We start from the raw sequence: 22,614 nt of genomic DNA, 5'->3' as shown, positions 1-22,614 counted from the left end.
TTCAGGCGGAGGCGGAAGGTCCGGCGTTGCCGGCGCCCGGTGATGCGCTCGGCCGCTCAATGCTGATCTTGATGTGCGCGGCGCTGGCGGTCTTGGCGACCACCACTCCGACGTCCGCGGTCATGGTGAGCCCGACCTCGACGGTGACCTTCTCGGCGCGGTCGGCCGAGGCCTCCGCTCGCTGGGCGACGGCCCGGGCGATCCGCAGGACGCGGTCCACGCTCTGCTCCAGCGTCTCCTGCGCCCGGTCGGTCGTGGCCTGCCAGCGGCGTCCTGCCGGTACCGGGGCGTCGGTCTCCTCGACCTCGAAGGGAACACCCTCCCCGTCGGAGAGACGAACTTCGACATACTCAGCCATCGCCGCATTCCCTTTAGTACCGAGGTGCCAGTGAGATGTGCCGTGCAAGGGAAACGGTAAAGGGAAGAGCTCGCCCCCAGAGGGGTCCGCAGGGCGGTGACTGCATGTGGCCATGCTGACCGTGTCAGTTGCCAAACCCCGGAGCGCGCGTGCACGGCAAAGACCAATCCCTTCGAGAATCGCATGCACATTCTTCGCCGGGGGCCCGTAGCCCTTGAGGCATGGGGACGTCCCGGTGCGGCCCTAGAAGATCATTTAGTGATCATCTGCTGTTCGCCCGGGCGTCGGCGCGCACGAAGGACGATCTTGACTGCTCCGGCACATGGCCGGAGCGGAAGGAGATCAGCGTGATGCGCAAGGCAGCCCTCGCCCTCATCACCTCCGCGGCCGCGGCCGGCGCCGCCGGCGTCGCCCTGGCCGCTCCGGCCTCGGCCGCGACGTCACCGTCGGCCGTCTGCGGCTCGGGCTACTCGGTCATCGACCACAAGGCGCTGACCGGCTCGACGGTCTACCTGCTCTGGAACGGCTCGTCCGGCCGCAACTGCGTGGTGACGGTGAAGACCACGTCGGTGGGCACGAAGACGCGGACGGGCGCCTACCTGTACGTCCAGGGAAGCAACCCGATCGAGGACACCGACAGCTACGCCTACTACGCCGGTCCCGTCTCCGCTCCCGCCGTCGGGAAGTGCGTCCAGTGGGGCGGCGGCACCAACAACCAGTGGTGGTACAGCGGCTGGACGCACTGCAGCTGACCCCGCCCGGGCCCGGACCGAGCGATCGGTCCGGGCCCTTCGCGACCTGGTCACCGGGCCGGCCGGCCCGCACCCTCGGCGAGCCCGTGGGCTGACGCAGCCGACGCCCTTCCAGCGTGACGGGGGAGCGGCCCTCAGGGGAGGAGGCCGAGACGGCGTGCGTTGACCACGGCCTCCAGCCGGGAATGGCTGTGGAGTTTGCGCATCGCGCCGCGGAGATACCCCTTCACGGTCTCGACGGAGATGCCGAGATCGGCGGCCACTTCGGGGTTCGTCCAGCCGAGCGCGACGCATGCGAGGACATCGGTCTCCCGCGCGGACAGGACCGGCGCGGGGCCGGCGGGGGCCGTCGCGGCGCAGGCTCGGCCGAGCTTGTCGCAGGCGGCGTCCAAGCGGTGGCGCAGCTGCTCGTCCGCGAGGTCGTGCCGCAGGAGGCGGAGTTCGGCGTAGCTCTCCCGGATCAGTTCCCATTGCCGTCCGCCCGGTCCTTCGCGGGGCTGCTCGGCGGCATTGAGCTGCTCTGCGAACCCGTCGAGGCGGCGTGCGATCTCGTCGTGGACGGCGAGGTCCTGCTCGAGGTCCCGTGCGGCGTCGTGGACGGATTGGACGATCCGGTCCCCGAGCGGGACGGCGGATCGGATCGCGCCGTACAGGACCCCGCGGACGGTGCGGCGGACGGTCACCGGCACCGCCACCATCGCCCGCAGGTCCTCGACCTTGATGAAGCGGTCGTAGTCGTGGCTGATGCCCTCGGCGCTCACGTAGTCGTTGAGCACCATCGGGCGGCGCCTGGCGACGACCTTGCCGCCGAGTCCGAGACCCACGCGCAGGGCGACGCCGCGCATCGCGCCGCGGTGCTCTCCGCAGAATTCCGACAGCCGGAGCCGCCGGTCCGCGCCGACCGGCCCGCCGAAGGTCAGCGGGAGCCTGGTCGAGTCGCGGAGGCGGGTGAGCGCGCGGTGGAGCTGGACGGTGTCATCAGGTGCGTGGTGCCCGGTCACGCTCTCTTCCTACGTCATCGATGAGGGGGGTGGCACCCCCCATCTGGGGGTGCCGGACGTGCCCTGCGGAGGCGAGCATTCCGGAGACCTCACCTGCGTTCATCCGGGAGCCGCCATGACGAGTCCGCACGATCAGGTCGTCCAGCTGCTGGACGCCTTCGGTTCGCCGCATGCGAGCGCGGCGGAGTCGCTGTGCGACCGGCATCCACCGGAGGCCGTCGCGTTCACGGTCGTGGAGGCGGATCTGACCGCCCGCGACGTGACCTTCGGGGAACTCGCCGACGCGTCCGCGCGGGTGGCGGCCGCGCTGGCGGACCTCGGTGTCGGGCGCGGCGACCGGGTCGCGACGCTGATGGGCAAGTCCGCCGAGCTGGTCGTGGCGATCCTGGCGATCTGGCGGCTCGGCGCGGTCCAGGTGCCGCTGTTCACCGCGTTCGCGCCGGCCTCGGTCGCCGCGCGCATCTCGGCCAACGGCACGAAGGTCGTGGTCTGCGATCCGGCGCAGCGCGCGAAGCTCGACGCGGTCCCCGTGGTCGCGGACGGCGCCGTCCGGGTCGTGACCACGGGCGTCGCCTCCGGGGACGACCTGGAGTTCACGGACCTGCTGCGGAGCCGGCCGTTGCGGGAGCCGGTCGCGGTCGGCGGCCGGGGCGCCCTCATCGAGCTGTTCACCTCCGGGACGACCGGAGCTCCCAAAGCCGTGCCCGTTCCGCTGCGAGCGGTGGCGTCCATGCGGATCTATCAGGAGTACGGGCTGGAGCACCGGGCGTCCGACGTCTTCTGGAACGCGGCCGACCCGGGGTGGGCCTACGGCCTCTACTACGCGATCATCGGGCCGCTGGCGCTCGGACACCGTGCGCTGCTGCTGCGCGGCTCCTTCTCACCGGAGCTGACCTGGTCGGTGCTGGCGGAGTTCGGCGTGACGAACTTCGCCGCCGCGCCGACCGTCTACCGCGCGCTGCGGAGGGCGCCGGTGCCGGACGGCCTGCGGTTGCGCTGCCTGTCCTCGGCGGGTGAACCCCTCACCCGTGACGTCCTGGAGTGGGCCACGGAGGTCCTCGGCGTGCCCGTCCTGGATCATTACGGGCAGACCGAGCTCGGCATGGTGGCGGCCAACGCGTGGCACCCCGACCTGTACGCCGACCCGCGTCCCGGTTCCATGGGCCGTCCGCTGCCGGGATGGCGGCTCGACGTGCTGCGCTCCGACGCCGACGAGCCCGCCCGCGACGGGGAGCCCGGGCGGCTCGCCGTCGATGTGGAGGGCAGCCCGCTGATGTGGTTCACCGGCTACGGGAACGCGCAGGCGGGAGCGCCGGGGAACCGGTTCGCTTCCGGCGGCCGCTGGTACCTCACCGGCGACACCGCCTCCCGGGACGCCGACGGGCGGCTGTCGTTCGGCTCCCGTGCCGACGACGTGATCCTCATGGCCGGGTACCGCATCGATCCGTCCGAGGTCGAGAGCGTCCTGATGGAGCACGGCGCCGTCGACGAGGCCGCCGTCGTCGGGGTCCCCGACGAGCTGCGCGGCGAGGTCCTGATCGCCTGCGTCGTGCTGCGCCCGGGGACCCGGGAGTCGGACGAGCTGGTCGCCGACCTTCAGCGGCTCGTGAAGACGCGGTACGCCGCGCACGCCTACCCGCGCAGGGTCCACTTCGTCCCGCGGCTCCCGAGGACGCCGAGCGGGAAGGTCCAGCGCTTCCTGCTCCGCCGCGAGCACGGGACGGCAGGGTCTTCCTCCACCACGGCGAAGAGGAGCACGTCGTGAGATCGCATCCGCGCCGATACGCGTACCTCGCCCTGGGGGCCTTCCTCGTCCTCGCGGCCTTCGGGTCCGAGACGTCGCATCCTTCGCGTGCCGCAGCCGCCCACGCCCCGACGACCGACGCGCGGCCGGTCACCGCACCGTCGTCCGCGTTCGTCCCGTCGACGGCGGCAGGTCCCGGGCACAGGACCTGGTACGTGAGCGCGGAGGCGGCGGCCGGCGGCGACGGCACGCGGCGGGCGCCGTTCAACGCGCTGCTCCAGGCACAGGGCTGGTCAGCGCCGGGCGACACCATCGCGATCCTGCCGGCGGGCAGGCCCCTGGACGGCGGCATCACGCTCAAGCCGGGGCAGACGCTCGTCGGGGAAGGGCCGGCGGTGACCTCGCCCGCCGCGCCCGCCGACGCCCCGACGATCACCAACACGACGGGCTTCTCCAACGGCGGCAACGCGGTCGTGCTCGCCGACGGGACGACCGTCCGGAACCTCGTGGTCGCGGACGCCTACCGTTCCGGGGTGTACGGAGCGAACGTGACCGGCGTGCGGGTGACCGGCAACGACGTCCACGGCCAGAACACCTCCTGCGGGGTCGGCATCCACATCTTCCCCTTCCGGACCTACGCCAGCGCCGGGCTGCCCAACGGCTGGGCCGGCATCATGATCGACAACACCTCCCGCAGCGCGCGCGGGCGAATCGACGGCAACCACGTGCACGACGCCGCCTGCGGTGACGGCATCGACCTCCGCCTGGCCGGAACGGCCCGCTTCGACGCCGCCCTCTCCGGCAACAAGGTCGCCGGGCTGCGGGAGGGCACCGCGCACGGGCTGCGCTCGGTGCTCGCCGTCGGCATCCAGACCGCCGACTCGTCCAGGCTGTCCGCGCGCATCGACGACACGACGGTCACCGGCATCGGCAGCGCCGGCGCCGACCCGGAAGGCCTGTTCGCCAACATCGGCGGCTCCTCCACCGCCGACATCCGCGTCGACCGGTTCAGCGCCGACGGCATCCGCGGCGGCTTCTCCGCCAACGGCGCGGAGTTCGTGCTCATGCAAGAGTCGGCGCGCGCGAACGTCAAGGTCACCGACAGTTCGTTCACGAACGTCACCGGCGACGTGATCGAGGCCCTGACGTTCGGCCGCGGGCAGCGCCTCGTCCTCGATCTCGACAATGTGACGGCAGCGCACGCCGCGCTGCCCTCCGGCGCCGCGTTCGACCGCGGCCTGCAGTGGCCCTTCTACAACACCGCGAGCTGCCTGGTCATCTCGAACACCAGCCCGGAGTTCGAGGACGGCGGCGGCAACACGATCTCCACGACCGTCACGAACAGCCGCATGACCGACTGCGTCGCCGGGATCGTCGACGCCACCCGCCGCAGCCAGCGCGAGACGGCCCTCACCGTGCGGGGCAGCACCGTCACGGGCAACCGGCAGGCGAACCTCTACATCAAGAACTCGGCGCCGGTCACCGCCGCGCAGTCCACGGCCGACCCCGCGCTCGGCTCGCCCACCGCGGGCCGGCTCGGAAGGCTCGCGGTGAAGGTGCGCGACACCGACCTCGGCGGCGCGACGGAGGGCCCGGCCGTGTACGCCTACCAGGTTCCCGGAACCGTCCGCTCGACCACGATCGACCTCGGGACCCGGCACGACCCGGGACGCAACGACCTGTCCGGCGGCCACGGTTCCGCCGAACTGGCCTCCGTCCCCGTGCGGGCCGACGGGAACTGGTGGGGGCGGCCGGACGGCCCGGAGCCCACCGGCCTCGTCCTCACCGGCGACGCCTCCATCACGCACGAGGCCCCCTTGGCCGGGCCGCCCTCGTGAAGCCGCCGCCTCCCTCGTTCACCGGCCACCCATCGATCGACTCCGGAAAGTTGGAACGCGCGTGATCCCCATCGGACTGGCCCTGGCTCCACCGGCTCCCGACGTCCCCGACGCGCTGGCCGACCTGCTCGCGAGGGCGCGCGAGGCGGCGGCCGCGGGCATGGCCTCGCTGTGGCTCGGGCAGGTGTACGACATCGACGCGCTGACCGCCTGGGCCGCGATCGGCGCCCGGGTGCCGTCCGTCCTCCTCGGTACCGCGGTCGTGGCCGTCCATTCCCGCCACCCCATCGCCATGTCCAGCCAGGCCAAGACCACCCAGGTGGCGGTGGGCGGACGGCTGTGCCTCGGGCTCGGCGTCGGGCACCGCGCCACCGCGGAGGACCGCTACGGGATCTCCTACGACCGGCCGGCGCTGCGGATGCGCGAGTACCTCGAAGCCCTCCAGCCGTTGCTGACGCGGGGCGAGGCCGGCTTCCACGGCCGGACGGTGACCGCCGACACCCGGGGATGGCCCGCGGACGTGCCCGGGGCCGGGCCGCCGCCGGTGCTCGTCGCGGCGATGGGCCCGGCGATGCTGCGGGCCGCGGGGGAACTGGCCGGCGGTACCGTCACCTGGCTGGCCGGGCCGCGGACCATCGCCGATCACATCCGTCCCGCCCTGGACAAGGCCGCCGCGGGGCGTCCCGCCCCGGCGGTGGTCGCGAGCCTTCCCGTGTGCCTCACCGACGACGCGGAGGCCGCACGCGATCGGGCCGCCGCGGCGCTCGGGTTCTACGCGGCGGTGCCGGCCTACCGCAACGTCCTCGACAGGGAGGGCGCGGCCACGCCGGCGGACGTGGCGCTGATCGGAGACGAGCGCGTTCTCGACCAGAGCCTCACCCGGCTGGTCGATGCGGGGGTGACGCACCTGGTGGCGAACATGTCGGGGTTCGTGACCGAGGAGGAACGGCTGCGCACGCTGGAGTATCTGGCCTCCCGATCCGCGCCCGCCGCCGGTCGCCTGTGAAGCCGCCGGCGGTGAACGCTTCCCTCGCGGTGGCGGGCCGCCGGCTCCCGCACCGGTGATGGAGCGTTCCAGTACGGCCTTGGAACGCTCAGCCGAGCCTGCGGAAGGCGCTGGCGTGGAAGACCAGCGGCGGGACGTCCGCGGCCGCGTCCAGGTCGTGGACGCGGAAGACGACGATGTCGTGGTCGCCTGAGCGGACCTGCTGCTCGACGGTGCAGTCGTACCAGGCGGACGCGCCTTCGATCAGCACGGCGCCGCAGGAGGTGGAGCGCCATGCCACACCGGCGAACCGATCGCCGGTGCGGGCGCCCAGTCGCCGGCCCACGTGTTCCTGGTGGGCGCCGAGCACGCTGATGCCGATGCGTGGCGAATCGCGCAGCAGCGGCCATGTCGTGGAGGTGTGCGCGACGCACACCGACACCAGCGGCGGGTCCAGGGACACCGGGACGAACGAGCTCGCGGCGATGCCGGCCGGGCGCCCGCCGGCCAGGCCCGCCACCACCGCCACCCCGGTCGGGTAGGCGCCATAGACGCGGCGCAGCTCCAGGCCGAGCGTCGTCATCGTGATGCCCCCTCCGGCGTCGAATTCCCTACTATCCCGACTTGCATAGTTAGGATTGTGAGGGTTCGCCCGGCTTTCGGTCAACGCCGCGTCCGCTCGGATCCCGGGGTGCAGGCGCCCTCCGCGCTGGTGGGCGCGGAGGGCGGGTGATCGGGGAGTGGCCTTAATCTCTACTAAACCGGTCTGTTTTAGGGTAATCTCCTCGCCGTGTCCCAGGCAGCTGACCTCTACGGTCGGCGGTACCTCGACTTGTGCCGCCTGTTCGGTTCGCGCTGTCGCTGAACCTCCCGGTCTTACGGCTCCCAGTCCCGTCTACGCCGTCGTCCCACCCAGGTGTGTGCGGCGCGCCAATGGCGCGTGCCCGCCGACCCCCTTCTTCCGGACAGCACCGAGAGGTCTCCTCACCATGACCACAGACGAATCGACCCTGCACGCAGACCGACCGCCTTCTCCGCGACCCGCCCCGGCTGCCCCGGCCGGGGAACTCCCCACGGACGCCGTGTCCGGCCTCGGCGTCTTCGCCCAGGGCCTGGCCGCCGCCGCGCCCAGCGTCGCGATCGCCGGGGTGCCCGGCTCGCTGTTCCTCGTCGCCGGGAAGGGCGCCTTCTGGGCGGCCATCGTCGGCGGCGTCCTCGCGTACCTCATCGCCGCGGTGATCGCGCTGCAGGCCCGCCGGACGGTGTCGTCCGGATCGCTCGGCACCTACGCCGGCAACGGACTCGGGCCGGCGGCGGCCTTCGTCACCGGCTGGGCGCTCGTCATCGGCTACATCGGGTTCGCCGCCGGCGGCGTGCTCGGCGCCGTCCTGTACTTCAACTCGTTCCTGCAGGAGATCGGCCTGCACACCGACCACCTCGCGGTCAAGGTGCTGCTGCTCGTGCTCGCGTCGGCCGTGGCGTTCCTCATCCCCTACCGCGGGGTGAGCCTGTCGGTGAAGGCGGGCCTCGCTTTCGAGGTCGTCTCGCTGCTGGCCATCTCCATCATCCTCGTCGCCTCGTACGTCCACTACGGCGCGCACGTCGACTCCGGCCAGTTCGGCCTGGACCACCTCGGCCGCAGCGTCACGCTGATCGCCGCGGTCACCGCCGTCGGCTCGTACGCCGGCTTCGAGAGCGCCGCGTCGCTCGGCCACGAGGCCAGGGACGCCCACCGGAACGTTCCACGCGCGATCCTGCGGCTGGTCATCGGCCTGTCGCTGGTCTACCTGATCGCGACCTATCCGGAGGTGCTCGGCTTCCAGGGGCCGCACAAGCTGGACGCCGACGGCACCCCGCTGCCGGTCGTCGCGCAGAACGCCGGCGTCCACTGGGTGACCTACGTCGTCGACCTATCGCTCGGCACCGCGATGATCGTGTTCTCCTCGGCGGTCATCAACTCCGGTGCGCGCAGCCTGTTCACCCTCGCGCGCGAGCGGGCCCTGCCGGGCGCGCTCGGACGCGTGCACGCCGGCTTCCGCACCCCGCATGTCGCGATCGCGTTCGTGAGCCTCGTCGGCTTCGCGGTCGGCCTGATCGGCACCGTCAGCGACGTCGGCCGGTTCAAGTGGGACGTCTACGTCAGCATCGTCTCCAGCTACTCCTACCTCTTCGCGTACCTGCTGGTGGCGATCGCCACCCCGCTGTGGCTGCGCAGGATCAGGTCGCTGACGTCCGCCGGCCTGGCGGTGTCCGTTCTCGCCGTCCTCGGCATCGGCTACGTCATCTACAAGAACCTGGTCCCGGTTCCCGAGGGCGCGTACCGATACCTGCCGTACGTGTTCCTGCTGCTGATCGCCGCAGGTCTCGCCCGCTACCTGTGGCTGCGCGCCCGCCGGCCGGACGTCGCCGCGCGGGTGGGATCGATCCAGACGCTGTCGGAGGCCGAGCAGGAGCGCCTCGCCGCCCTCGGCATCCTCGACGCCGCCCGCGCCGGGAGGCGCACCCGACCCGCGCCGGAGTGACCGGCGCGCCCCACCCGCCCACCGAGAACGAGGGATCAGACCGTGCCCATCCACCTGCACTGGTACCTGCCGACGAACGGCGACAACCGCGACATCGTCGGCTCCGGCGACGGCTCGCAGCAGACGCTGTCCGCCGTCCGGTCCGGCTTCCGCCCGCCGACCGTCGAGTACCTCGGCGGCATCGCCCGCGCCGCCGAGCAGCTCGGCTTCGAGGCGGTCCTCACCCCGACCGGTACGTGGTGCGAGGACGCCTGGATCACGACCGCCGCGCTGTCGGGGGTCACGAGCCGGCTGAAGTTCCTGGTCGCGTTCCGGCCCGGGCTGGTCTCGCCGACGCTCGCCGCGCACCAGGCCGCGACGTTCCAGCGGATGTCGGGCGGACGCCTGCTGATCAACATCGTTACGGGCGGCGACTCGGTGGAGCAGCGGCGCTTCGGCGACCACCTCGACCACGACCGGCGCTACGAGCGGACGGAGGAGTTCCTGCGGGTCTTCCGCGGCGTCGCCGACGCCGCGGAGCCCTTCGACTTCCACGGCGAGCACTTCGACGTCGAGGGTGCGGCGATCCCGTTCGCGCCGTACGCGCCGCCGCCCGTCTTCTTCGGCGGCGCGAGCCCGGCGGCGGAGAAGGTCGCGGCGCGGACCGTCGACACCTACCTCGCGTGGGGCGAGACGCCGGCGCAGATCGCCGAACGCCTGAAGCGGATGCGCGGGCTGGCCGAGGAGGCGGGCCGCACGCTGTCGTTCGGGATCCGCTTCCACGTGCTCGGCCGCGACACCTCGGCCGAGGCGTGGGCGGAGGCCGGCCGGCTGCTCGACCGGATCGACGAGTCCCGCGTCCGCGCGACGCAGGAGGCGCTCGCGGCCAGCGAGTCCGTCGGGCAGCGCAGGATGCTCGCGCTGCACGGCGGCGACCGCCGGAACCTGGAGGTGTACCCGAACATCTGGGCCGGCTACGGCCTGGTCCGCGGGGGAGCGGGCACCGCGATCGTCGGCAGCCACCGGGAGGTCGCCGACCGGATCGAGGAGTACCACGACCTCGGCATCGACCACTTCATCCTCTCCGGGCAACCGCACCTGGAAGAGGCCTACCACTTCGCCGAGGGCGCCGCCGCCGAGTTGCGGAGCCGCGGGCTCGTCGCGCCCGCCGCCGGCGCGCCCGCGGCGCGCCCCTGACATGGGCTCCACCACTTCACACCCCGAAAGGACCGACATGACCGCAGGACCCGCCGTCGACATCGCCTACTACGCCGGTGTCACCGACGAGGAGTTCGCCACCTGGACCTCGGTGGCCGAACGCGTCGCCGCGGAGCTCGCCGAGACCGCGCTCGCCCGGGACCGGGCCAACCAGAACCCCGTGGCGGAGCTGCGCCTGCTCCGCGAGGCCGGCCTGCTCGGCTTCGCGGCGCCCCGCGAGCTCGGCGGGGGAGGCGGCAGCCTGACGCAGGCGCTCAAGCTGTCGCGGATCGTCTCCGCGGCGGACGGCTCGATCGGGCAACTGCTGACCTACCACTACTCCAACGGCGTCTGGACGCACATCCTCGGCACTCCCGAGCAGCGGGAGCGCATCGCCCGCGGCGTCGGCACCGAGGGCTGGTTCCAGGGCAGCGTCAGCAACCCGCGCGACCCCGGCGTCACCGTGGAGCGCGACGGCGACGGCTACCGGATCACCGGCCGGCGGACGTTCGCGACCGGCGTCGCCGTCGCCGACCTGATCACCGTGCTGCTCTACGGCGACGAGCCGGTGAACGTCGTCATCCCGCCCGACCGTCCCGGCCTCTCCTTCGGCGACGACTGGGACAACCTCGGCCAGCGGCTGACCGCCAGCGGGAGCGTCACGTTCGACGGCGTCGTCGCGCACGCCGACGAGGTCCTCGCCGGCCTCGGCGGCGGCGAGGCCGACCGGCGGCGCGACGGCCTGCGCGGACTGTTCAGCCAGCTGATCTTCGCGCACCTGTACGCCGGCATCGCCGACGGGGCGCTGCAGGCGGCGGCGCGGTACGTGCGCGAGAAGGGCCGGCCCTGGCCGGAGGCGACCAGCCGGGACGTCACCGAGGACCCCTACCACCTGCAGCTGCTCGGCAGGCTGTCGGCGTCGCTCGCCGCCGCGACCGCCCTCGCCGACGCGGCGAGCGAGGAGTTCGAGGCCGCGCTCGCGCTCGGCGCGGACCTGACCGAGGAGCGGTGGGGGCGGCTGGCGATCCTCATCGACCAGGCCAAGTCCGTCACGACCGAGACGGTCCTGGACGTCACGCACAACATCTACCAGGCGACCGGAGCCCGCTCCACGGCGAACGCGGTCGGGCTCGACATCTACTGGCGCAACGCCCGCACGCACACCACGCACGACCCGCTGCCCTACCGGCAGCGCGAGATCGGCCGCCACGTCCTGACCGGCGAGCTGCCGCGGCCCCGGCAGTTCGCCGACCTCGCCAAGGCGGCGGACGCCACGCAGGGCGCGGCGGCGGGCACCGCGACCGCCGCGACCGCCGCGGCCGGCACGGAAGCCGCGGAGCGATGAGCGTCGAGTTCCGCACGCTGACGGCGCCGGACGAGGTCAACGCGGCGTTCCGGGTCTTCCTGCGCGCCATGGTCGGCCTGCCCTTCCGGGACGTCGACGCCACGGAGATCACGGAGGCGGGCCGCTACCTCGGCGCCCTCGACGGGGGCGAGGTGGTGGCCGGCGCCGACTCCTACACCAGCCGACTCGTCGTCCCGGGCGGCGCCCGCGTCCCGCACGCGGCGGTGACCCATGTCGGCGTGCTGCCGACGCACCGGCGCCGGGGCATCATCAGCCGGCTCATGGAGCGGCAGCTCCGCGACGCCGCCGGCCGGGGCGAGGCCGTCGCCACGCTGCGCGCGTCCGAGGCGGTCATCTACGAACGCTTCGGGTACGGCGTGGCGTCCTCGGCGCAGCCGGCGCGCGTGACCCTGGACCGGGCACGGCTGCGTCCGGAGGTCCCGGCGGGCGGGAAGGTCCGGCTCGCCGACCGGACGGCCACCGTCGAACTGCTGGCCGGCGTCTACGAGCGGGCCGCGTGGACCGGCGCGATCGACCGGCCGGACGGCTGGTGGAGGCTGCAGCACCGGCTCCGCGAGTCCGACACGGTGGCGCACTACGTCGCCGTCCACAGCACCGGCGGCGTGGACGACGGGTACGCGATCTACCATCCGCTGGACACGGCGGGCTGGTTCACCAGCTCCGAGCGGGTGGTGGCGGTCACCGACTTCGTCGCGCTCAACGACGGCGCGCGCGCCGGGCTGTGGCGCCACCTGTTCTCGCTGGACCTGATCGACGTCGTCGCGTTCGACTCCCTGGCCCTGGACGACCCGCTGCCGCTGGCCGTCACCGACCGCCGCTCGGTCGCACTCGGGCCGCCCCGCGACGAGACCTGGCTGCGGCTGGTCGATGTCGGAGCGGCCCTGGAGGCGCGCGCATACGGAAGCGAGGAAACGGTGGTGCTTCAGGTGAGCGACCCGCTGCTGCCCGGCAACGACGGCGCCTACGAGATCGGGCCGAAGGGCGTGACGCGCACGACCGCGGCCGCGGACCTCGGCACCGACGTCGCGACGCTGGCGGCGGCCTACCTGGGCGGGACGCGCTGGCGGCACCTGGCGGCGACCGGGCGGGTGGCCGTCCACGACCCCGGCGCCGTCGGCCGGATCGACGCGCTCTTCGCGGTCGACGCGCTGCCGTTCTCGGGCACGGTCTTCTGATGCCCGGACGCCCCGGCGTGCGCGCCGCCCTCCCCGTCCCGACGCTCGTGAAAGGCGGTGACCTGCCGTGACCCGGCCCGACCCGTTCATCCTCTCGGCGTTCACCATGTCGACCGTGTCGCACGGCAACGCCGGCCTCTGGCGGCATCCCGACGACCGGACGGCCGGCTACACCGAGCTGTCCTACTGGGTCGACCTCGCCCGGCGCCTGGAGGCGGGCGGGTTCGACCTGCTGTTCATCGCCGACGCGGTGGGCCAGCTCGACGTGTACGGAGGGAACGCCCGCGAGGCGCTCGCCCGCGCCGTGCAGACCCCGGTGACCGACCCGCTGCTCGTCGTCTCCGCGATGGCGGCCGCGACCGAGCGCCTCGGGTTCGGCGTCACGGTGTCGACGACCTACGAGTACCCGTACCTGCTCGCCCGCAAGTTCAGCACGCTCGACCACCTGACCGGCGGCCGGATCGGCTGGAACATCGTCACGTCGCTGCTGGACAGCGCGGCGCGCAACATCATCGCCCGCGAACGCCAGATCGGCCACGACGAGCGGTACGCGATCGCCCAGGAGTTCCTGGAGGTCGTGTACAAGCTCTGGGAGGGGTCGTGGGAGGACGGCGCGGTCCTGCGCGACCGCGACGGCGGCGTCTTCACCGACCCCGACCGGGTCCACGACATCGGTCACGCCGGGCGGTACTTCTCCGTCCCCGGCGCCCATCTCGTCGAACCGTCGCCGCAGCGGACGCCGCTGCTGCTGCAGGCCGGCACGTCGGCGGCGGGCCGCGCGTTCGCGGCGCGCAACGCCGAGCTCGTGTTCGCCGCCGACCCCCGGCCCGAGGCGCTGCGCCGCAACATCGACGACATCCGGCGCCGCGCGGTGGAACTCGGCCGCAGGCCCGAGCACATCAAGTTCATCACCTCGGTCACCGTGGTCGTGGACGAGAACGACCGCCTCGCCGAGGCCAAGGCCCGCGACCTGCGCCGGTTCCGCGACACGCGCGGCGGCCTGGTGCTGCTGTCGGCGCTCAGCGGCGTCGACTGGTCCGGGCACGACCTCGACCGGCCGATCGGGGAGTTCGACACCGACGCCAGCCGCTCGGTGCTGGCCTCCGTCGCCGACCCCGCCGTCCGCGAGCGGCTCACGCTGCGCGACTACGTCGACGGGCTGAGCGGGTTCGGCGGGGACGCGCTGGTGGGCGGCCCGTCCACCGTCGCCGGCGCGCTGGAGGACTACGCCGCGAGGACGGGCCTCGACGGGTTCAACTTCGTCTACCTGGTGACCCCGGGCAGCTTCGACGACCTCGCCGAGCACCTCGTCCCGGAGCTGGACCGGCGGGGCCGGGTGCGGGAGCGCGGCGCGCCGCGGTCCGTGCGCGACGCGCTGTTCGGCACGGGCCCGCGGCTCCCCGACGACCATCCGGGCACCGCCTTCCGCCGCCGCGCCCTTCGTCCGGCCGCTACTCGATAAAAACGGTAGGAAAAATGAAGAATTTGCCCATGCCTTCTCGGCGCGCCGCGCTCGCGTGGACCGCCGTGCTCGCCGGATCGGCCCTCCTCCTGTCCGCGTGCGGCGGGTCGGGGAGCGGCGCCGCGGCGGGCTCCCGGCCCCGCGACGGCGGCACCCTCATCGTCGGCCAGTACCAGGAGGTGACGCAGTTCGACCCGAACCGCCAGTACTCCTGGGAGACCTGGCGCATCGACCGCAACATCTACGAGACCCTCGTCGACGAGGACCTGTCCTCGCCCACCGGCGTGCCGAAGATCGTGCCCAGGCTGGCGACGTCGTGGAAGGTGAGCGACGACGCCAGGACCTACACGTTCACCTTGCGGCAGGGCGTGAAGTTCAGCGACGGGACGCCGTTCGACGCCGAAGCCGTCCGGTTCAACGTCCGCCGCTTCACCGACCCGACGTTCACGTACTACGACAAGGTCAGCGCCGCCACCATGTCGCTGGTCTACGGCGACCTCGACTCCTTCAAGGTCGTCGACGACCACACGGTCCGGTACACCTTCAAGCACCCGTTCCTGGACTTCCTCCGGCAGATCCCGAACAGCGGCAACGCCGCCTCCGGCATCTTCAGCCCCGCCGCGCTGAAGAAGTACGGGCAGGACGGCCTCGCCGACCACCCGGTGGGCACCGGTCCGTTCACCTTCCAGGAGCGGGTCCGCGGCGACCACACGACGCTGGTGCGCAACACCCGCTACTGGGGCGCCCGCCCGCACCTCGACAAGGTGGTCTTCAAGCCGGTCGGCGACGACCAGAGCCGGGTCGCCGCGCTGCGCAGCGGCGCCGTCGACCTCATCAGCCGCGTCCCGCCGGACTCGGTGGCGTCGCTGGAGAAGGCCGGCTTCACCGTCCCGGAGAACACGAACGTCCCGCAGATCATCTACTACAGCTACAACTTCCAGAACCCCTACCTGCGGGACAAGCGCGTCCGGCAGGCCATCGCCCAGGCCGTCGACCGCAAGCAGCTCGCCGCCAAGATCTACAAGGGCTACGCCGAGGCGGCGACCTCGATCATCAACCAGGGCAACGAGGCCCACGACCCCTCCGCCGTCGATCACCCGTACGACCCGGCGGCCGCGAAGAAGCTCATCGCCGACGCCGGCTACCGGCCCGGCCAGGTCAAGTTCACGATCCTGAGCGACACGACCGGGCAGCCCACGGCCGAGTTCATCCAGCAGGGACTCAAGGCCGTCGGCATCGACGCGAAGGTCGAGTCCTTCGAGTGGATCACCTACGGGACCCGCACCGCCAACCTCACCCCGTCCGACGGCATGTACCTGGGGGAGTGGGGCTACGTCGCGGCGAACTGGGTGCAGATCGCGCACGATCACAGCGTGGTCGCGCATGACGGCGACAAGTACTCCGACACCAGCGGGGCCACGAACAAGGCGATCGAGGCGGCCGCGCACAACGCCGACCCGGCCAAGGCCACCGGACTGTGGCAGGCCGCCGCGCAGGCGTGGGCCAAGGACGCCACGATCCTCCCGCTGCTGTCGTTCAACCGCTACTACGCCGTCTCGTCCCGCGTCGGCGGGTTCGTCTGGCCGCAGCAGGACCACTACGACCTGTCCAGGGTCTGGGTGGCGAGCTGACGATGGCGCGTCGGATCCTGTGGCGGCTGGTGAACGTCGTCCCGCTGCTCTTCGTCATCAGCCTCCTGGTGTTCTTCATCTCGCAGGCGGGCCCGGCCGATCCCGTCCGCGGCGCCCTCAGCCAGAAGATGTCGCCCGCGCAGATCGAGCAGATCCGGCAGGCGTACGGGCTGGACCGGCCGGCGTGGGCGCAGTACCTGAGCTGGCTGAAGGACATGGTCGCGCACGGCGGCGGCGTCTCGCTCAGCCTGCGCAGCCCCGTCTCCGGGATCGTGTTCCCGGCCTTCCGGAACACCCTGCTGCTCGTCGCCGGCGCGACGCTGCTGACGGTCGTGCTCGGGGTCGCGATCGGCTTCGTGGCGGGGATCCGGCACGGCCGGCTCGCCGACCGGGTCACGATGCTGCTCGTGCAGGTCGGCAGCAACCTGCCCATCTACTGGCTCGGTCTGATCATCATCTACCTCACCGCCGTCGAGCGGCGGTGGCTGCCCGCCGGCGGCATGCACGACCTGCGCGGCGACGGCGGCTTCGGCGACCTGCTGCTGCACCTGGTCGCGCCGTCGTTCGCCGCGTCGCTGGTGTCGACGCTGATCATCGCGCGGTTCGTCCGGGCGGCGGTCATCGAGAGCGAGCGGTCGGACTACGTCCGCACCTACCGGTCCCAGGGGTTCGGCCGCGCCGCGATCCTCGGCAAGCACGTCGGCCGCAACGTCCTGCCGCCGATCGTGAACATCACCGGGCTCACCGTCGGCTCGGTGATCACCGGGGTGGTCTTCGTCGAGACGATCTTCTCCTGGCCGGGCATCGGCAGCGTCCTGCTCAACGCCATCGCCGCGTCGGACTACCCGGTGATCCAGTCGGGCGTGCTGCTGGTCGCGGTGACGTTCGTGCTCGTCAACCTCGCCACCGACGTCGTGCTGGACCTGCTGAACCCGCGGCTGAGGCACGGTGCCGCATGAGCGCGCCCACCGTCCCCGCCGCCGGCGCCGAGACGACGGCGCCGCCGCGGCCGCGGCGCTCCGCCCTCGCGCGGTTCGCGCGCAACCGGGAGGCCGTGCTCGGGTTCGCCGTGATCGCCGCCGTCGTCGCGGTCTCGGTGCTGGCCCCGTGGCTGGCGCCGCACGACCCGAACGCCGCCGACGCCGAGAGCGTCCTGGCGCCCACCGGATCGGCCGGGCACCTGCTCGGCACGGACGAGCAGGGCCGGGACGTGCTGAGCCGCCTGCTCTACGGCGGACGGACCGCGCTCGTCGTGTCCGTCGCGTCCGTCACCGCCGCCCTGGTCGCCGGGACGGCGGTGGGGCTGTTCGCCGCGTTCGCGGGGCGCCGCGCGTCCGGTGCGCTGATGCGGCTGGTCGACCTGATGTTCGCGTTCCCGGTGATCCTGGTGGCCCTGTCGCTCGCCGCGGTCGTCCGGCCGGGCGCGTGGGTCCTGGCCGGCACCGTCGTGTTCGGCGCCGTCCCGTACGTCGCCCGGATCGTCTTCGCCGAGGCCCGCGTCGAGCGCGAGAAGGACTACGTCGAGGCGGCGCGCTCGCTCGGCGCCTCCGAGGCGGCCATCGTGTGCACCGAGGTGCTGCCCAACCTCGCCTCGTCCGTCGTGATCTACGGGACGAGCCTGGTCGGGGTGAACATCGTCTTCACCGCCAGCCTCAGCGCGCTCGGCCTCGGCGTCCAGCCGCCCGACGCGGACTGGGGCCGGATGATCTCCGAGGGCGCCAAGGTGCTGGTCACCGGCAGCCCCGGCGTCGCCACGTTCCCCGCCCTCGCCGTCCTGCTGGTCGCGCTGGCCTTCAACTGGCTCGGCGACGGCCTGCGCGACGTCCTGAACCCGTGATCGGGACCATGACCGCGCCACGAGACCCCGGAGGTCGGAAATGAACGCCGTGCTCACCGTGCGGGGCCTGAGCGTCGAGTTCGCGCTGCCCGGCGCCCGGGTCGAGGCGGTGCGGGGCGTCGACCTGGAGATCGGCGAGGGGGAGGTGCTCGCGCTCGTCGGCGAGTCCGGCTCGGGCAAGAGCGTGACGGCCGCCGCGATCCTCGGGCTGCTGCCCCGCGACGCCCGCGTCACCGCGGGCGGCGTCCGCTTCCGGGGCACCGAGCTGGTCGGGCTGCCGGAGCGGCGGCTCAACGCCCACCGCGGCTCCGGCATCGGAATGATCTTCCAGAACCCCGTCACCTCGCTCGATCCCTCGTTCGCCGTCGGTGGCCAGCTCGGCGACACCGCCCGCCTGCACCTGGGCGTGTCCCGGAGCGAGGCGGCACGGGTCGCGGGCACGTGGCTGGAGCGGGTCGGCATCCCCGACCCGGACCGCGTCCTGCGCTCCTACCCGCACGAGCTGAGCGGCGGCATGCGCCAGCGCGTCATGATCGCGCTCGCCGCGCTCTCCGGCCCGGACCTGCTCATCGCCGACGAGCCGACGACGGCGCTGGACGCCACCGTGCAGAAGCAGATCCTGGACCTGCTGCTCGGCCTGTCCGCCGAGACCGGGACGGCGGTGCTGCTGATCACGCACGACTTCGGCGTGGTGGCGCACACCGGCTCCCGCGTCGCGGTGATGCGCGAGGGCGAGATCGTCGAGGTGGGGGAGACCCGGCGGGTGCTGGACGCACCGTCGCACCCCTACACGCGCTCGCTCATCGCGTCGGTGCCCGAGATCGGGCGAGGCCGCCCGTCCGCCGCCCGGCACGCCCGCCCGGCGCGGCCCGCCGGCCCGTCATCCGATGAGGCGATCCTGGAACTGCGGGGCGTGTCGAAAGAGTTCGCCCTCGGCGGCTTCGGCACCGGACGCCACCGGACCACGGTCCGCGCCGTCGGCGACGTCTCGCTGAGCGTGCGGCGCGGCGAGACGTTCGGGCTCATCGGCGAGTCCGGGTCGGGCAAGTCGACGCTCGCCCGGCTCTCCGGCGCCCTGCTCCGGCCCACCGCCGGGTCGGTCCTGTTCGACGGCGCGGACGTCGCCGCGGCGGACGCCCGGGGCCGACGCGACCTGCGGCGCCGCTTCCAGTACGTCTTCCAGGACGCGGCCACCGCCCTGAACCCGCGGCTCACGGCGGGCGACCAGATCGCCCGGCCGCTCGTCCGGCTGGGGAAGGCCGCGAACCGTCGCGAGGCCGCCGCCCTCACGGCACGGGCGCTGGAACTGGTCGGCCTCCACGCCGCGCACGCCGACCGCTACCCGCGCGAGTTCTCCGGCGGGCAGCGCCAGCGGGTGAGCATCGCCCGGGCCATCGCGCTGGAGCCCGACCTGCTGGTGCTCGACGAGCCCACGTCCGCCCTCGACGTGTCCACGCAGGCGAGCATCCTGGACCTGCTCTTCGACCTGAAGGACGAGCTCGGCCTCACCTACGTGCTCATCGGCCACGACCTCGCGGTGATCGAGTCGGTCTGCGACCGCATCGGCGTGATGCGGCACGGATCGCTCGTCGAGACCTTCCCGGTGGACGACCTGTTCGCCGAGGACCGCCATCCGGCCACCCGCGCACTGCTCGACGCCGTCCTCCCGATCGGCGCCGCGCACGAAGCCAAGGAGATCCCATGACCACGCGTCCGCTCATCCTCAACGCCGTCGAGATGAGCACGGCGGGCCACCTCGCCTTCGGCCTGTGGCGCCGCCACGCGCCGGCGGCGCGCGACTACACCGACGTCGACTACTGGGTCGAGCTCGGCCGGGTGCTGGAGGACGGCGGCTTCGACGCGCTGTTCCTCGCCGACGCGCTCGGCCAGCTCGACACCTACGAGCGGTCGGCCGACCGGGCGCTCACCGACGCCGTCCAGACACCCCTGGACGATCCGCTGCTGGTGGTGTCCGCGATCGCCGCCGCCACCAGCACCCTGGGCATCGGCGTCACGGTGTCGACGACCTACGAGCAGCCGTACCTGCTGGCCCGCAAGTTCACCACGCTCGACCACCTCACCCGCGGGCGGATCGGCTGGAACATCGTCACGTCCCAGCTCGACAGCGCCGCGCGCAACCTCGGCCTCGACCGCCAGCTGCCCCACGACAAGCGCTACGAGCTCGCGCAGGAGTTCCTCGACGTCACCTACAAGCTCTGGGAGGGGTCCTGGGACGACGGCGCGGTGGTCAAGGACCGCGAGCGCGGCGTCTACGCCGACCCGTCGAAGGTGCACGCGATCGGGCACTCCGGCGAGTACTTCTCCGTGCCGAGCGCGCACCTGTCCGAGCCGTCGGCGCAGCGCACCCCGGTGCTGTTCCAGGCGGGCTCGTCGCCGCGCGGGCGCGCGTTCGCCGCCCGCAACGCCGAGGTGGTGTTCGTGGCCGGGATCGAGCCGGTGGCGCTGCGCCGCAACATCGAGGAGATCAGGCGCCTCGCGGCGCTGGAGGGCCGGGGGCCCGGCGCGATCCGGTTCATCGGCCTGGTCACCGTCATCGCGGACGCGACCGACGAGGCCGCCCGCGCCAAGCTGCGCGACTACCAGCGCTACCGCAGCGTCGAAGGCTCGATCGCCCACTTCTCCGCCATCACCGGCATCGACTGGGGGCAGTACGACCTCGACGCGCCCCTGGAGTACATCGAGACCGAGAGCAACCGGTCGATCCTCGCGAGCCTGACCAAGGACGTCCCCGGCGCCGCGTGGACGCTCCGCGACGTGTTCGCGTCCCCGGACGGTGTCGGAGGCTACGGGCGGCCCATCGTCGGAAGCGGCGCGACGGTCGCCGGGCGGCTCGAAGAGCTCGCCGACGAGTCGGGACTCGACGGCTTCAACATCGCCGGAGCGGTCGCCATCGAGGACTACCGGGCGTTCGGCGAGCACGTGACGCCCGTCTTGGCCGAGCGGGGCCGCGTCAGCGAGAAGGCGCCCGGCCGCACGCTCCGCGAGGCGCTGTCGGGCGCGTCCTCGCCGCTGCTGCCCGCCGACCATCCCGCGGCGCGCTACCGCGGCGCGTTCGCCGGCCGTCCGTCCGCGGCGCCCCCGCTCGCGGCCGTCACCGGCACCGAAGGCTGACGATCGGCACCGGCCCGCCGCCAGGGCGGTCAGGCGGGGAGAGCGAGCTCCGGGAGCCCGGGCGTGGGCGACGCCGCGGCGAAGTGCTCCCGCAGCGTGCCGGTGTCGTACTCGTGCCGGTAGAGGCCCCGCTCGCGCAACAGCGGCACGACCTCGTCGACGATGACCTCCAGCCCGTCGACGAGGCGGTCGGGCTGGAGGTTGAAGCCGTCGACCGCGCCGGACCGGAACCAGTCCTCGATGTGGTCGGCGAGCTGCTCGGGCGTCCCGACGAACCCCGCATGCCCCGACCCGGTGTAGCGAGTCTGCCGCAGGTACTCGCGGACGGTCGGGTTCGTCCGGCGGATCTGCTTGACGATCGACTCGCGGAACCCCAGGCTGCCGGTGAAGGTCCGCGGGTCCGCGGGGGCCGCGAGGACCTCCTCGGGGAACGGCTCGTCCAGCGGCAAGGTGGACGCGTCGAACCCGATCGCCTGCGACAGCCACTGCGCCGAGTACGACGCGGGCCCGAGGTCGTGCAGCTCGTCGCTGCGCCGCCGCGCCTCCTCCTCGGTGCTGCCGAGGCTGAGCAGCAGCCCCGGCAGGATCCTGACGTCGTCGGGGTGCCGGCCCGACGCGACGGCGTTGCGCTTGACCTGCCGGTAGTGCTCGACCGCGCCCTCCTTGGTCAGCTCGGCGGCGAAGACGCCCTCGGCGAACCGCCCGGCGAGCCGGCGGCCCTTCGGGGAGCCGCCCGCCTGCAGCAGCACGGGACGGCCCTGCGGCGACGGCGGCACCCGCAGGCGTCCGGCCAGGTTGAAGAAGCGCCCGTGGTGGTCGACCGCCTCCCCGGTGCGGGCGGACTCCCACAGTGCGAGCACCACCTCGACGAACTCCTCGGCGCGGTCGTAGCGGTCGTCGCGTCCGGGCACGTCGGGCAGGCCGAAGTTGCGGGCGGCCGCGGCGCCGCGGGTCGTCACGATGTTCCAGCCGGCGCGCCCGCCGGAGAGCAGGTCGAGGGTCAGCAGCCGCTCGGCCAGCTCGAACGGGTCGTTGAAGGTGGTGGACGCGGTGACGACCAGGCCGACGTCGCGCGTGGCCGCCGCGACGTGCGCCCAGGTGACCGTGGGTTCCAGGCGGCCCGCGTTGGCGTCGTAGGACGGGTCGCCGAGGGCGGGCCCGTCGGCGAGGAACACGGCGTCGAGCGTGCCGCGCTCGGCGAGACGCCCGATGGTGCGCCAGTAGTCGGGATCGACGAAGGCGTCCGGCCCGAGCCGGGGCGACTGCCACGCGGCGGGCAGGTAGCCGAGGACCAGGACGTTGACGCCGAGCAGGACATGGCCGGTGCGGGGTTCGGACACGAGCGTTTCTCCTCGGTACCGTCAATACTAGACTTATCCTACCAATAATATCGAAAATAGGAGCCTCGATGCCCCGTCACCACGGTTCACGGCCTCGTCTCGCGCTGGCGCTGACCGGCGGCCAGGCGCTGGCCGTGCTGGACGAGGACGCGCTCACCGCGCCGCTCGACCGCGCGCCGCTGGCGTTCACCGTCGTCGGCGGCGCCCGCGCGCCGCCCCGCCGCGCCCCCCGCCCCCCCCCCACCCCCACCCCGCCGGCGAGCTGGCCAACCCCGCGGACCACTCCCCACAACAC

The 22,614-nt window shown here is 73.0% G+C and carries 19 protein-coding genes; 15 read left to right on the top strand and 4 right to left on the bottom strand.

Features of this window, described 5'->3' with window-relative positions:
• Position 1 precedes the first annotated feature (1 nt).
• Positions 2–358 (bottom strand): CU044_2847 family protein, encoded by a 357-nt coding sequence (locus tag AB0C78_RS22125; protein ID WP_360750735.1) that lies wholly within the window; start codon positions 356–358, stop codon positions 2–4.
• Positions 359–705: 347 nt separating this feature from the next.
• On the opposite strand from AB0C78_RS22125, the gene AB0C78_RS22120 reads away from it, so the two are divergent.
• The gene (locus AB0C78_RS22120) at positions 706–1,110 is read left to right on the top strand and encodes a spore-associated protein A (protein WP_360750734.1); all 405 of its coding nucleotides are present in this window, start codon (positions 706–708) and stop codon (positions 1,108–1,110) included.
• 134 nt (positions 1,111–1,244) lie between these two features.
• Here AB0C78_RS22120 and AB0C78_RS22115 read toward each other — a convergent pair whose 3' ends face one another.
• On the bottom strand, positions 1,245–2,111 hold the full coding sequence (locus AB0C78_RS22115) for a LuxR C-terminal-related transcriptional regulator (protein ID WP_360750732.1): 867 nt from the start codon (positions 2,109–2,111) through the stop codon (positions 1,245–1,247).
• A gap of 115 nt (positions 2,112–2,226) precedes the next feature.
• Here AB0C78_RS22115 and AB0C78_RS22110 point away from each other — a divergent pair, with 115 nt between their 5' ends.
• From AB0C78_RS22110 to AB0C78_RS22100, 3 genes are all read left to right on the top strand, one after another.
• Complete coding sequence (locus AB0C78_RS22110; protein WP_360750730.1) at positions 2,227–3,876, top strand: AMP-binding protein; 1,650 nt, start codon at positions 2,227–2,229, stop codon at positions 3,874–3,876.
• Positions 3,873–5,693 carry a right-handed parallel beta-helix repeat-containing protein gene (locus AB0C78_RS22105; RefSeq protein WP_360750728.1) on the top strand — a complete coding sequence of 607 codons (1,821 nt, stop codon included), beginning with the start codon at positions 3,873–3,875 and terminating at the stop codon, positions 5,691–5,693. The genes AB0C78_RS22110 and AB0C78_RS22105 overlap by 4 nt, the downstream gene beginning before the upstream one ends.
• 61 nt (positions 5,694–5,754) lie before the next feature.
• The gene (locus tag AB0C78_RS22100; RefSeq protein WP_360750726.1) at positions 5,755–6,699 is read left to right on the top strand and encodes a TIGR03564 family F420-dependent LLM class oxidoreductase; all 945 of its coding nucleotides are present in this window, start codon (positions 5,755–5,757) and stop codon (positions 6,697–6,699) included.
• An 88-nt stretch (positions 6,700–6,787) separates the two neighbouring features.
• Here the strand turns inward: AB0C78_RS22100 and AB0C78_RS22095 are convergent, their stop codons facing one another.
• Positions 6,788–7,261 carry a flavin reductase family protein gene (locus tag AB0C78_RS22095; RefSeq protein WP_360750724.1) on the bottom strand — a complete coding sequence of 158 codons (474 nt, stop codon included), beginning with the start codon at positions 7,259–7,261 and terminating at the stop codon, positions 6,788–6,790.
• Between the two features lie 499 nt (positions 7,262–7,760).
• Here AB0C78_RS22095 and AB0C78_RS22090 point away from each other — a divergent pair, with 499 nt between their 5' ends.
• The 10 genes from AB0C78_RS22090 (at position 7,761) to AB0C78_RS22045 (ending at position 20,979) form a co-directional block, all read left to right on the top strand.
• Positions 7,761–9,200, top strand: coding sequence for an amino acid permease (locus AB0C78_RS22090; RefSeq protein WP_360750722.1), 1,440 nt, complete (start codon positions 7,761–7,763; stop codon positions 9,198–9,200).
• Positions 9,201–9,242: 42 nt separating this feature from the next.
• On the top strand, positions 9,243–10,376 hold the full coding sequence (locus AB0C78_RS22085; protein WP_360750720.1) for an LLM class flavin-dependent oxidoreductase: 1,134 nt from the start codon (positions 9,243–9,245) through the stop codon (positions 10,374–10,376).
• A 37-nt stretch (positions 10,377–10,413) separates the two neighbouring features.
• Positions 10,414–11,721, top strand: a complete 1,308-nt coding sequence (locus AB0C78_RS22080) for an acyl-CoA dehydrogenase family protein (protein ID WP_360750718.1) — start codon at positions 10,414–10,416, stop codon at positions 11,719–11,721.
• Positions 11,718–12,917, top strand: a complete 1,200-nt coding sequence (locus AB0C78_RS22075; protein WP_360750716.1) for a GNAT family N-acetyltransferase — start codon at positions 11,718–11,720, stop codon at positions 12,915–12,917. The genes AB0C78_RS22080 and AB0C78_RS22075 overlap by 4 nt, the downstream gene beginning before the upstream one ends.
• Before the next feature lie 67 nt (positions 12,918–12,984).
• Positions 12,985–14,379, top strand: a complete 1,395-nt coding sequence (locus AB0C78_RS22070) for an NtaA/DmoA family FMN-dependent monooxygenase (RefSeq protein WP_360750714.1) — start codon at positions 12,985–12,987, stop codon at positions 14,377–14,379.
• A 29-nt stretch (positions 14,380–14,408) separates the two neighbouring features.
• Entirely contained in the window at positions 14,409–16,010 is a 1,602-nt protein-coding gene (locus AB0C78_RS22065; RefSeq protein ID WP_360750712.1) for an ABC transporter substrate-binding protein, read from the top strand.
• Positions 16,011–16,012: 2 nt separating this feature from the next.
• Positions 16,013–16,969: an ABC transporter permease gene (locus AB0C78_RS22060; protein ID WP_151538572.1), complete on the top strand. Its 957-nt coding sequence runs from the start codon at positions 16,013–16,015 to the stop codon at positions 16,967–16,969.
• Positions 16,966–17,847 carry an ABC transporter permease gene (locus AB0C78_RS22055; RefSeq protein WP_360750710.1) on the top strand — a complete coding sequence of 294 codons (882 nt, stop codon included), beginning with the start codon at positions 16,966–16,968 and terminating at the stop codon, positions 17,845–17,847. Before AB0C78_RS22060 ends, AB0C78_RS22055 begins: the two co-directional genes overlap by 4 nt.
• 40 nt (positions 17,848–17,887) lie before the next feature.
• Positions 17,888–19,552, top strand: coding sequence for an ABC transporter ATP-binding protein (locus AB0C78_RS22050; protein WP_360750708.1), 1,665 nt, complete (start codon positions 17,888–17,890; stop codon positions 19,550–19,552).
• On the top strand, positions 19,549–20,979 hold the full coding sequence (locus AB0C78_RS22045) for an NtaA/DmoA family FMN-dependent monooxygenase (protein WP_360750706.1): 1,431 nt from the start codon (positions 19,549–19,551) through the stop codon (positions 20,977–20,979). The genes AB0C78_RS22050 and AB0C78_RS22045 overlap by 4 nt, the downstream gene beginning before the upstream one ends.
• 29 nt (positions 20,980–21,008) lie before the next feature.
• On the opposite strand, the gene AB0C78_RS22040 is transcribed toward AB0C78_RS22045, so the two are convergent.
• Positions 21,009–22,319, bottom strand: a complete 1,311-nt coding sequence (locus AB0C78_RS22040) for an LLM class flavin-dependent oxidoreductase (RefSeq protein ID WP_360750704.1) — start codon at positions 22,317–22,319, stop codon at positions 21,009–21,011.
• A 68-nt stretch (positions 22,320–22,387) separates the two neighbouring features.
• On the opposite strand from AB0C78_RS22040, the gene AB0C78_RS22035 reads away from it, so the two are divergent.
• A partial coding sequence (locus AB0C78_RS22035; RefSeq protein WP_360750702.1) for a hypothetical protein occupies positions 22,388–22,614 on the top strand: 227 nt, incomplete at its 3' end.

Source organism: Actinomadura sp. NPDC048394, assembly GCF_040651755.1.
In the GTDB taxonomy this organism is placed as follows: Bacteria; Actinomycetota; Actinomycetes; order Streptosporangiales; family Streptosporangiaceae; genus Spirillospora; species Spirillospora montaniterrae.
This window is presented reverse-complemented; position numbering and strand designations above follow the sequence as displayed.

Excerpts from the sequence above, each read along its gene's own strand:
- AB0C78_RS22095 (WP_360750724.1), bottom strand. The coding sequence starts at position 7,261 with ATGACGACGCTCGGCCTGGAGCTGCGCCGCGTCTATGGCGCCTACCCG.
- AB0C78_RS22045 (WP_360750706.1), top strand. The coding sequence starts at position 19,549 with ATGACCACGCGTCCGCTCATCCTCAACGCCGTCGAGATGAGCACGGCG.
- AB0C78_RS22125 (WP_360750735.1), bottom strand. The coding sequence starts at position 358 with ATGGCTGAGTATGTCGAAGTTCGTCTCTCCGACGGGGAGGGTGTTCCC.
- AB0C78_RS22050 (WP_360750708.1), top strand. The coding sequence starts at position 17,888 with ATGAACGCCGTGCTCACCGTGCGGGGCCTGAGCGTCGAGTTCGCGCTG.
- AB0C78_RS22055 (WP_360750710.1), top strand. The coding sequence starts at position 16,966 with ATGAGCGCGCCCACCGTCCCCGCCGCCGGCGCCGAGACGACGGCGCCG.
- AB0C78_RS22110 (WP_360750730.1), top strand. The coding sequence starts at position 2,227 with ATGACGAGTCCGCACGATCAGGTCGTCCAGCTGCTGGACGCCTTCGGT.
- AB0C78_RS22080 (WP_360750718.1), top strand. The coding sequence starts at position 10,414 with ATGACCGCAGGACCCGCCGTCGACATCGCCTACTACGCCGGTGTCACC.
- AB0C78_RS22065 (WP_360750712.1), top strand. The coding sequence starts at position 14,409 with ATGCCTTCTCGGCGCGCCGCGCTCGCGTGGACCGCCGTGCTCGCCGGA.
- AB0C78_RS22075 (WP_360750716.1), top strand. The coding sequence starts at position 11,718 with ATGAGCGTCGAGTTCCGCACGCTGACGGCGCCGGACGAGGTCAACGCG.
- AB0C78_RS22060 (WP_151538572.1), top strand. The coding sequence starts at position 16,013 with ATGGCGCGTCGGATCCTGTGGCGGCTGGTGAACGTCGTCCCGCTGCTC.